The organism is Halobacterium sp. KA-6 (assembly GCF_021029015.1).
Classification (GTDB): domain Archaea; phylum Halobacteriota; class Halobacteria; order Halobacteriales; family Halobacteriaceae; genus Halobacterium.
Genome location: NZ_JAJJZH010000001.1, coordinates 861,612 through 871,498, shown reverse-complemented (window position 1 = coordinate 871,498; position 9,887 = coordinate 861,612). Strand labels below are relative to the sequence as shown.

General features: G+C 52.0%; 11 protein-coding genes and 1 pseudogene. 4 read left to right on the top strand and 8 right to left on the bottom strand.

Annotated features, from left to right (window positions below; genetic code table 11):
- Positions 1–98 precede the first annotated feature (98 nt).
- The 3 genes from LPA46_RS04810 to LPA46_RS04800 form a co-directional block, all read right to left on the bottom strand.
- Positions 99–809: a DUF6414 family protein gene (locus tag LPA46_RS04810; protein WP_230891620.1), complete on the bottom strand. Its 711-nt coding sequence runs from the start codon at positions 807–809 to the stop codon at positions 99–101.
- 2 nt (positions 810–811) lie between these two features.
- The gene (locus tag LPA46_RS18980) at positions 812–1,969 is read right to left on the bottom strand and encodes an ATP-binding protein (protein ID WP_230891619.1); all 1,158 of its coding nucleotides are present in this window, start codon (positions 1,967–1,969) and stop codon (positions 812–814) included.
- Positions 1,970–2,043: 74 nt separating this feature from the next.
- The gene (locus tag LPA46_RS04800) at positions 2,044–2,265 is read right to left on the bottom strand and encodes a hypothetical protein (RefSeq protein ID WP_230891618.1); all 222 of its coding nucleotides are present in this window, start codon (positions 2,263–2,265) and stop codon (positions 2,044–2,046) included.
- A gap of 240 nt (positions 2,266–2,505) precedes the next feature.
- Here LPA46_RS04800 and LPA46_RS04795 point away from each other — a divergent pair, with 240 nt between their 5' ends.
- Both LPA46_RS04795 and LPA46_RS04790 read left to right on the top strand, forming a co-directional pair.
- Complete coding sequence (locus tag LPA46_RS04795; RefSeq protein WP_230891617.1) at positions 2,506–4,944, top strand: hypothetical protein; 2,439 nt, start codon at positions 2,506–2,508, stop codon at positions 4,942–4,944.
- 532 nt (positions 4,945–5,476) lie between these two features.
- Positions 5,477–5,818 carry a helix-turn-helix domain-containing protein gene (locus tag LPA46_RS04790; protein WP_230891616.1) on the top strand — a complete coding sequence of 114 codons (342 nt, stop codon included), beginning with the start codon at positions 5,477–5,479 and terminating at the stop codon, positions 5,816–5,818.
- A 37-nt stretch (positions 5,819–5,855) separates the two neighbouring features.
- Here the strand turns inward: LPA46_RS04790 and LPA46_RS04785 are convergent, their stop codons facing one another.
- Positions 5,856–6,155 (bottom strand): hypothetical protein, encoded by a 300-nt coding sequence (locus tag LPA46_RS04785; protein ID WP_230891615.1) that lies wholly within the window; start codon positions 6,153–6,155, stop codon positions 5,856–5,858.
- A 132-nt stretch (positions 6,156–6,287) separates the two neighbouring features.
- On the opposite strand from LPA46_RS04785, the gene LPA46_RS04780 reads away from it, so the two are divergent.
- The gene (locus tag LPA46_RS04780; RefSeq protein ID WP_330166322.1) at positions 6,288–6,758 is read left to right on the top strand and encodes a recombinase family protein; all 471 of its coding nucleotides are present in this window, start codon (positions 6,288–6,290) and stop codon (positions 6,756–6,758) included.
- A gap of 80 nt (positions 6,759–6,838) precedes the next feature.
- On the opposite strand, the gene LPA46_RS04775 is transcribed toward LPA46_RS04780, so the two are convergent.
- A complete protein-coding gene (locus tag LPA46_RS04775; protein WP_230891614.1) occupies positions 6,839–7,054 on the bottom strand; it encodes a hypothetical protein in 216 nt (71 codons plus the stop codon).
- Between the two features lie 274 nt (positions 7,055–7,328).
- Here LPA46_RS04775 and LPA46_RS04770 point away from each other — a divergent pair.
- A pseudogene (locus LPA46_RS04770) lies at positions 7,329–7,415 on the top strand (IS200/IS605 family transposase); the annotation flags it as partial.
- A gap of 328 nt (positions 7,416–7,743) precedes the next feature.
- On the opposite strand, the gene LPA46_RS04765 reads toward LPA46_RS04770, so the two are convergent.
- From LPA46_RS04765 to tnpA, 3 genes are all read right to left on the bottom strand, one after another.
- The gene (locus tag LPA46_RS04765) at positions 7,744–7,914 is read right to left on the bottom strand and encodes a hypothetical protein (protein WP_230888644.1); all 171 of its coding nucleotides are present in this window, start codon (positions 7,912–7,914) and stop codon (positions 7,744–7,746) included.
- Positions 7,915–8,209: 295 nt separating this feature from the next.
- Positions 8,210–9,445, bottom strand: a complete 1,236-nt coding sequence (locus LPA46_RS04760; RefSeq protein ID WP_230891613.1) for an RNA-guided endonuclease InsQ/TnpB family protein — start codon at positions 9,443–9,445, stop codon at positions 8,210–8,212.
- Positions 9,442–9,831, bottom strand: a complete 390-nt coding sequence (gene tnpA, locus LPA46_RS04755) for an IS200/IS605 family transposase (protein ID WP_230891612.1) — start codon at positions 9,829–9,831, stop codon at positions 9,442–9,444. Before tnpA ends, LPA46_RS04760 begins: the two co-directional genes overlap by 4 nt.
- Positions 9,832–9,887 lie beyond the last annotated feature (56 nt).

The following is a 9,887-nucleotide window of genomic DNA, read 5'->3' as shown; positions in this document are numbered from 1 at the left end:
CCGCCGACAGCGACAGCTCTCCGTCGGTTCGTCGGAGATCTTCTCGTCAAGACCACCAGCACAACAGCTCCGCCGTGGAACTCAGGCTTCAGAAACAGCTAGCCGAGAATGCTTTGTGAGGTACTGACAATAGGAACCAACCCTGCCAGCAGATGTTCCACTAGCTCGGAAAACGCATTTAGAATTTCAATAGACAGGTCTTCATTCTCCAATTCATTAACAAATTGAGACCCCTCAGGAAAAACGTCGTACATTTCCGCAATTGACCCAACTGCTGTGTAAAAATTGTAGACCTTATGTGATCCGAGGTCCACGTTTATTTCTGCTAAGTTGCCGCGACTGACTTCAGTTTCGTGGATAGGGTCTTGATTGCTTTCGCCCGGAGTTATATAATTCCAAATTTCCTGGGGATAAGATTTATTTTCCTCATATTCATCTGCTATTACCATATCATCCGCACGCATATCGTATAGCTCCTTGAAATTTGATTGAATTACATAGCGATGAGTTGCTTGAGTCTCCCTCTCTTTTGTAGCTCCCACATTCGCCCCCAGCGACGAAGATTTGTCACCCAATTCTCCTGTGATGCTTCCTGAAATCTGTCGACGCTTTACTGTACTCTTTTGTTCGGTGATTCCTCCGGTCGTTGATGCGATCAGACTGATTACTGAGGTCTCGTCTAAGTAAACGAATTCCCGATGGGTAGGGACAGATACGTATCCTAATTTGGCTTTAATCCAATCGATCCCGCGGAGGGGCAGTCTTATCGTCGCTAGTCCAGCTCGTTTGATTTTACCCCAGACACTCATATTTATATACCCCCTTGATTTGTTTCCTCTTGTTGAACTCTCTCGTGTGCTTTTAACAGATGGGAATGCCGTATTTCACCGTGCCCATCAATCACGCAGAGAGCTCCTGCCTCATTTAACAGCTTACGCAGCTTTGCTCCAGTCCAGCCTTCAGTTCGAGACAGAATCTGGGAGATATCATCCTCAGACACACTCTCCGAAATTTTATATTCTTCTCGAAGTGATTCGAAAATCTGTCTTCGTTGCTCAGAGTCAGGTTCTGGAAAATGAACCTCCCAATCAAACCGGCCTGAGCGGCGCAAAGCTGCGTCTATTTCGTTAATCTGGTTCGTGGCGGCGATGACGAACACATTTTTGCGCGCTCTGTCAAATCCATCGATAATTGATAACAATTGAGCAACAATCCTCTGGCTGAAGTCTCTCGTTTCACTGCCTCCACGATCCCCAGCAATACTATCAATTTCGTCAAAGAAAATAATAGAGGGACTCTCATCTACTGCATCGTCGAAAATATCACGTATCAGCTTCTCTGTGTCTCCAACACCTTTACTCACAATTTCAGGTCCCCGAATTCGGTAGAACTGCGCTTCGAGGGAGTCAGAGAGAATTTGAGCGAAGTGGGTCTTTCCTGTTCCAGGCGGGCCATAGAATAGAGCACCCATCCGAGGTTCTGTACCTACTTCACGAAGCGCTTCGGCGTCCTCTAAGAATAGCTCGACTCGTTCACGGAACTGATTTTGCTGTATCGTCATACCGCCAAAATCACTGAATGAGAGAATATCGTCGTCGTCTTTATCTTCGGGTTTATCTTCTCTGAATGATTTAATCAGAGAATCATTATCTCTCTCAAATAAGGAGAGGGAAGGATCTACATCCGGAAATACGTCTGATACTATTCCTGTGTCACTAATCTCAACAGTAACTCCTCTCTCCACCGAGATATTATTTGGATTCCAAATACTTTGAGTGGTACCATTAATTTCAACAAGTACAGAGTCTTCCAAGTCCTTTTTCACAGTCGCAAATTCGTTTCGTGTTGATGGGACCGAGTTAGCCATCCCCTCAAAATGCAAACTTTCAGAGTCTATTTTCACTGAATCGCCTTCAGTTAACGCAGTGCTTGACGATATTTGAAAAATACTCCCGTTAGGTACCTTCACACTGTATTGCCCATCTCCTAAATTCTCCCAGACAGTGGCGTGGACAAGAGCACTCATTGAATATTTATATTGACTCACACTTCTGGCACATCAATATTGTCATCCAGACACAGAGCCAGCTTGAGAAGCGTGCTCAAGAAGCCTGTGAGGAAGGTCACGACGAAGCCTGTGACGAACTCCGAGATCTTGGCTGGTCCAACGAGGAGATCCAGCAGCTGGAGCGCTACTCGAGGGACGCCGAAGACTTCGCCCGATCGATGAACGACGAACGCAAATCTGTGGATAAGTCCTGCCACGGGCGACTCACCGAGGTTAGCGATCGCGGATATCCAAACCAAGATGGTCAATCAATCAGCGCGTCAAGTTGACTAATCAGTTAGAACATTGGAGCCGAGGACGCGTGGCAAGGTCCGGTCGATAGCAACGTTCGTGGATTAGGTCGAGTACGCTTTAACAATGTTGTTGAGCTTATATTATAATTCCTCGCGGTTCCCCACCGCCATCTTTATTTTGTAATCATAGCAAAATATAGTATAGTGAGTAGCACGTTCAATTCCGATTTCACTCCTAAACAACGAGATATCATCCACGCTGCTACCGCTGATGAAAGCCGGTCAAGCCAACGTATTGCAGAGATTGTGGGGTGTTCTGCGAGTTACGCTCGTCGAATCCTCAATGATTACGCCGAAATCATAGATCGGGTAGGTGCAATCTCGGATATGTCGTATCTACCATGTTTCTCACGGCCGTATTCGATCGTTTTCGGCGCCGATGAGCTTGAGGAGTTTGCATTGTCGCCGACAGATGTGATTGAGCTGACCGGCGAGTTTGAGGGAAATACCGGAACCACGTACGCTACTGTGGAACAATTTGAGCAATCGCTCTGGAAAGACGAGCTTCGAGCGCGTACCCACGGAGCCTACCACACAGCTGGCCAGTTACGCTCAGAGTACGGGTTCCTTCCCGATGAGTTTCGAGTACTTGACGACGGTCGCGCTAACCCATCGTCTGATGCCCAGTTTCACGAGTTCGTTCAACAGATCCAGCAGTCGCTTGACAAGCCCGAAGAGCCGCAAGCATTGATTGGTGTTGGCGTTCTAGAGATCATTAACGGACAGCGAGAACCGAATAATTTGGTCTCTATCGGAGAGTTCAATCTCGAACCAGAGTATTTCTGTAAGTATCTCTGTGATGAGACACCGAACTGGACAACGATCAGTCGTATCAATGAATCGATTCGATCTCCTGAGGAAGCCTTCTTTACCTACTACAATGAGGACCTGTCGGAAGAACAGATCAGCCGATTTCGCGAACAGATTCTTTCACAGCGTTATTTCAAATCAACGTGGAACTACGCGCTTCCGGGCGCCCCCTCACTTGTAGGACCGACAAGTACCGACAACAAAAATGACGACCTGATTCAAATTGAATCGGATGCACTAGAGCTAATCCCTGGTGTCCAAGTTCCTGTTCGCTTCGTTTCTGACGGGGAGATCGTATCTGAAGGACTGGACACGACAACGATTCATACTGCAATTCAAGAGGCCAACCCGCAGTTCAACTTCGAATCGACACGTGGCGGTGTGGACACTGACCTCCCGCTTAGAGTGGACGATGAGAACGTCTTCTTCCTTTTCGATCAAGTTACACTCGTGCTTCATCCGAGGGAGGACCGAATCGTCTGGAGTCGCCCCGAGGGCATTGAGGCCTTAGATACTCTTGTCTCAGCGGTCAATGAGATGATTGCAGCACAGCTTGATTTCGATGATGTGGTTACTGGTGAGACCCAGTTCCCACAACAGGAACGGATCGAGCAGCGTGACTGGGTTCTCGATACTAATTCCTTATATCACGATCATACTGCGGATCAACCAACGACCATCCTCCACACGGTCCTCTCACACGCATTCTTCCGGGACTCCACTATTCACATTCCATGGGCAGTTTTGTTTGAGTTTAACAAGCACGCAGATAGGGGAGAAGGAACCAATCCGAAGAACAGGCAGGGGTTCGAGAATGTAAAAATGCTCAAGCGTCTCCAGTGGTTAGATTTTCTTTCCGTCGAAATTCAAACTATTCCCCCGGAATTACCTCCAGACCTGTCGATCGGTGATATCGCTGATCTCTATGTGTTGAGTCACGCAGAGTCGCAGGGAGCGTTTTTAATCACGGGCGATCACACCCTCGGGGATCTTGGCGAACTAGTCGACGTCCCAGTAGTGAACATTGAGCAACTCAAGACACTCACCGGCCCAACCGGGGGTACCGAGCCTGAAGAAGGGGTCCTCCCGGAGATCGGTTTGACCCTTCACGAGCAAGATGAAATCGTCGATGCTATCGGCGAGTTAATTGACCCGGATGCCACAGTTCCGATTCCCGACAGTAGTCGGACAGCAAGCGACGATCCTGAGTCTATTCTCAGCGGATGGGTCAGTAGCGGTGATGTTGTCGCGTATACTCATGAAGAAACAGAAACCACTCGTTATGCAAAGCGACGTGAGCTCTCGGTCGTCGGCACCATCCCTGCGCTAAGAAGACTCTCTGAATATATCGAAGATAACAGACTCACCGACGCGGGTCGGGAGAAACTGATGGAGAACGAGTCATGCCCAATCAATGATGGTGAATTCCCCCAAATTCAAGTAACGGTTCCACAGGAATATGTTACCCATCATGCGACGAACGAGAGGGAACCAAGAGAGTTCAGCAGGACCTTGCTCACACTCAAGCAGTGCTACAACATTGACTACCGAACTATGTCCGCGTTGGCTGCAGACACGAATCTAGGGCCGGATATTCCGTCGCTGCCATTTAACCAAGAGGAAGAATCGGATGAACAGTTAATATCCCGCTGGGACTACTTTGCTGTCACGCTCGTATCGGCTTTTGAAGAGGGGTATCTACTTACTGAGGGCGCCGAGGGGGAATTGTGGAAATTCAACCAGCTATTGGGTATCGATGCTATGCGGCTGTAGAATCGCTTCACTCGTCGAACTCAACGACCACAGTGTTACCGTCGCCGTCTTCGTAGGTGAGAACAGCACCGCTTAGCTGGCCCAAGTTGAGCGAATCCGAGTCCGTGGTGCTGTTGGTTGCACTCATCTCAATCTAGCGTTGGACCGGCACGGATAAAAAGTATTGCCCATTTACTATCTTGACTCACTGTTGGGAGCTACTAGATGGGGCAATATAATAGCCATTCTAGAAACTCGTGTAACGAACCATTTATCCTTAGCACATTGAGACCGCACGTCGGCCTGAATGGCCTGTGGATAAACGGCGTATCTATCGTGGAGCTCGGCGAAATTGGACGACTCTCGTCCTAAGAACAACGCCCCTCTTTTCAACGAGGTGAGACCGGAGTACCAGACGCAAAACTCACAACAACGACCGACAAGAGAAACGGTCAATAGTCGCCGAGCAGTGGGAGGGGATCTGTCACCCCAGAATTCGATTGGTGGGATTAGCACGAGGTTGATGTACTGACTCGATGAACAGGCCGTAACGATGTCGGAGAATCTGTTTCCAGTCAAGCCAGATACAAACGAATACCAGGCACTTAGTTTCCTCATCGTGCGTCGGAAGCAAAGATTCACCCCTAGAATGATTGCAGAGCACACCGATATTTGTGAGTCGAATGTGTCGGAAACCGTGGAGAGACTCTTCGAAAACGATCTCGTCGAGCGGTCAGAAGGAGCCTACTACGTTGATCCGAGGGCCGATAAGCTCAAGCAACGACTCGAATCGCTTGACGCGGTTGTCCAGCTATTTGATTCCGTGCCGACAGACGACGCCTACGGTGAGGAAGGGTGGGAAGATGAAGTTCCAAGTATCGAGACAAACGATTGAGGATTGGTAGGATCACTCCAAACTAGGGGTGGTGTGGCTACTCAATCGTTACCAGTTCTGGAGTCGACACGCTCCTACGAAGGTAGATTTCGGTCGCCGGGTCGCACTCTGGAGTCAGAGCTACCGGATCAGTTGGTAATTCGCTGGGATCAGTTTCAGCGATTTCGATTGAGAATATCTCGTCATATACTGTTACCAATTTCAGTCGCTGGATCTCTGAGAGATCTGCCTCGAACTCGTCAGCCACGAGGGGGCGGTCATCACCGAGATGATTGTATTGGCCCTTCCGGAGCCGTTCAAGTGCATCCGTGTCCGGTTCATCGGTCCTGTCGGTCATATGGTCCGACAGAAGACCACCGAGCAATTCTTGGTTCATAAAGTGCCGTATGAGTCCGATAGAATCGCTATATAAAGCGATCTGGTGACTGAATCACCTACCAAAGAATCGGCTCATCTATTCCGTTGGTAGATCGATCAGTCCATACTGTCCACCTCTATTACAAACGGGCCAGTCGAGATTCTTGGCTCGCGCGCGCACGTCACTGGGGGACACCCACCCTCTCCCCCTGCAAATACGAAGCTGCATATCATCGACGAGGGCCTAAAGATCCGGTCGGACGACAATGATCCTTATCAGCGGGCTGTCCTACAGCTACTCGGCGTATTCGCGGAGCTTGAGGCCAATATGGCCCAGCAGCGGACCCGAGAGGGGATCGCAGCCCGACAGGCCAACGACGAGTATCACCACGGGCCCGCGCCGCTCGGATTTAGCAAGGACGACGGCCGGCTCGTAGAGGGGAATAACTACGATCGTGTTTGTACGGTACTCGAGATGGTGGGCAAGGGCGAAATGCCTAAGCGTCAAGCAGCAGGAAAGTTAGACACAAGCCGGAGAATCATCGGAAGAGCGCTCGAACGCGGGGAATTATACGGATTATGAGCCTATTTGACTCTGCTATCCTGTTACATCTGCTCTATCTCGTCGGCGTGATGACAGAGCTATATCGCCTATATTGACCGTTACTCTTCCTTGATCCAGAAACGACCGGAACCGGTCTCCTCGAGATCGTCCGCGAACTCTTGCAGTGACTTCACCGCGTCATCTAGCGGCGCGTCCGGATTTAGTTCGGCTTTCAGACGCTCTTTGTCTCCATCCATTCCCTTTACTACGACTTCTTCCTCTTCGTCGATATCGATAATCAGTCCGTCCAAGCTAGTAGTTGTCTCAACTGGCATACGTGGTTAGACGTGGACCCAGTTTACTTATTGTCGTCATCGACGGTACTACGACCAGCCTGATCTTGACGCCGAACTTCGGCGACGAATCACCGACTTCGACGGCACCGATATCTGCGAACACGAGGACCCGACCGACATCGACAGCGAGGTTGAAGACGAATGACCTATGCAAACGAACAGGTGGGAACCCTACGGCCCCACTACCTCAATCCCTCATTTATAACCCACAGACAGCGTAGGGCTCCGTATCAAGAACACCTACACCCCCGTCTGGGAGGAATCGTACGACGTGGGAACGGCAGGCGACGTTTCGACCGACACGATTGAGCAGTATATCGAGCGCACGGAACACGTTTAGCGGAGCGTACGGCCTTCACCCTCGGGGTCAATCCCCAAGGCACTCGGCCTGCTCAGCCTGTAGAGATGCTAATTCATCGACCGACTCAACCGAAATCCGAGGTATCCGGTCAGCGCGAGTAATATTACTCCGGGGAGGGTCGTTGCGAAGTTGCCGTACCCCGTGAACCCGGTAATGAAGAGGAATCCACCGATACCACCGAGTATGAACAGGGCATCTTGAAACTGTTGAGTGTGGAGGGTACTGCTCAACGGGCTTCCCATAGCAGAAGCGGCGATTGGTGAAACGATAAATCTGTTGCCAGGCCTGTTGTTTCCGACGACTGAATTCAGGACGCGTTTTTGAGCTCCGCGAGCGCGAACACGATGGCAATCGCCCCGAATAGCACGCCAATCGAACCCAAAGTCTGGTTTCGTGGAACGACGGTCGTCTGTGAAACGACAAGCAACGCCATCAATATCACGTGGAGGGCGAGTAAACGGTCGGTCCGGTCGGACATACGATGACTCTACAGCCATCCAACATGAACTATTCGATAGGACAATTCTCTGTACCTACCAACGCTATTCGCCAGTCGACGGTACCGTAAGCGACGGCGTGTGATGTCCAGACGCCCGGATACTAACTGCCAAGACGGCAGCTGTCAAGCGCGGTCGGTGCGGCGAGCGAACTCGTCTAAATCGTAGGCGTTGTCGTCTTTCGGAAACACGGCAACGGCAGTCTTGACCTCCTCCCGCGCCTGAAGACGCGGGAATCCCACCACGGGATTTCAGGCCGGGCGTGGCCCTACGGTTTCAAGACGCATACTCCCCAAGCGTCTCTTGCGTGGTAGCATCGGCTTGGGTGTCTTGTGGGGCGGTCAAACGCCCCCCATCCGCAGCCGAGTCATCGCCATCCGTGTGTTCTCGTGGGTGGCTCTCTCCACTGCGGTAGCGATCTGCAATATTTATCGCGCCGTTCACGTCGGCTTGGTACTCGCCCATCCAGCAAGCGTCGTTCGTACACTTGAACGTCGCCTGTCGCGGGCGGTATCCTACCTCACCGCAAGCGTGGCACTCCTTCGATGTGTTGCGCGGGTTCACCGTCTCGACGGGGATACCCTTCTCGACGGCCTTGTAGCGTATTTGGGCGTGGAGTTTGGCGAACCCCCAGCCGTGGAGACGCCGGTTCATGAAGTCGCCGTAGTCCATCGACTCCCGTATGTACGTCAGGTCTTCCAGAACAAGAACGGGGTTCTCGACGGACTCGGCGTACTCCACGACTTCGCAGGTGACGCGGTGGAACACGTCGTCTATCTGGGCCCACACGTCATCCCCGATGGACTCTGCGATACGCTCGCTACCGCGCGTCTGGAGTCGGCTCTTGGCGGTGAAGTAGGTCTTGCGGAGCCGACGAACGGTCTTGCCCTCGTTAGCCCACAGTTCGGGCGCGGTCGGAGACCCGTGGTCGTCACGGTGACACACCGTGACGAGACTGGCTTCCCCGATGTCCACACCAATCGGCGTCCGTTCCTCGGCGGACGCCTCAGATTGTTCCTCCACGTTGCGGGTAGCGGTGACGTGCAGATACCACGTTCCGTCCCGCTCGAACAGCCGACTCTCACCCATCTCGGCGTCGCCCGCGTTCAGTGCTTCCAGCCAGTCCCGTTGGTCGGGATTCGGTTGCGCTGGCATCCAGAGATGGTAATCCTCGTGGTGCGGGATTTTGACGTACCACTCGATAGCGTTCTCGGGCTTGTGGTCGAGGCGGAGTCCCTCGTTGGTGAACTTCACCGGGTGGTCGTCGTGAAGTTCGCCCGCGTTGTACGTCGTCGTGAGTTGAGGGACGTACTGCTTGAGCGCATTCTTCGCGTACCCGCTCAGGTCGTAGTTGACCACCACGTCGTTTGCTTCGGTCTGCGTGGTACATCGGGCGTCGAAGGCGTCTTGGAGAGCGTGCTGGTACGCTTCTCGCGTCTCTCGGAGTTTCCTCCGCTTGTGGGCGTTCGGCTCGACCAGTTTGAGTTCCAGCGTTTTCGTGAGTTCGGTCACGAATCGTCCTCCTTGTGTTGCTGGATGTAGTTCTGGACAGTCTCACTCGAAACGTGCCCGGCGGTCCCTGCGTAGTATCCTCGCGCCCATCCGATTTTCTCGTCGTCGTGGTCGGCGTATCGGTGGTTGTACTTGCGCGAGGAGATACCCTTGAACCAGTTGGCGAGTAGCGCCGGTTCGTTCTTGGGCGGGCTACTAACGAATAGGTGAACGTGGTCGAGCTGTACGGTGAGGTCGAGAATTTCGACGCCTTTGTCGTCGGCTATTTCGTGGAGGATGGACCGGACACGGCTGGCGACCTCGCCTTCAAGTACCGATTGACGGTACTTCGGCACCCACACTATGTGGTAGTTGAGGTCGTAGGTCGCGTGCCGTGTGGTCTTCATCCGTGTTGCACACTATGGTTCACCGGCGTCTTAATATGACCGATAGAACGGTTGGA

Excerpts from the sequence above, each read along its gene's own strand:
- LPA46_RS04775 (WP_230891614.1), bottom strand. The coding sequence starts at position 7,054 with ATGCCAGTTGAGACAACTACTAGCTTGGACGGACTGATTATCGATATC.
- LPA46_RS04765 (WP_230888644.1), bottom strand. The coding sequence starts at position 7,914 with ATGTCCGACCGGACCGACCGTTTACTCGCCCTCCACGTGATATTGATG.
- LPA46_RS04810 (WP_230891620.1), bottom strand. The coding sequence starts at position 809 with ATGAGTGTCTGGGGTAAAATCAAACGAGCTGGACTAGCGACGATAAGA.
- LPA46_RS04785 (WP_230891615.1), bottom strand. The coding sequence starts at position 6,155 with ATGACCGACAGGACCGATGAACCGGACACGGATGCACTTGAACGGCTC.
- LPA46_RS04790 (WP_230891616.1), top strand. The coding sequence starts at position 5,477 with ATGTCGGAGAATCTGTTTCCAGTCAAGCCAGATACAAACGAATACCAG.
- tnpA (WP_230891612.1), bottom strand. The coding sequence starts at position 9,831 with ATGAAGACCACACGGCACGCGACCTACGACCTCAACTACCACATAGTG.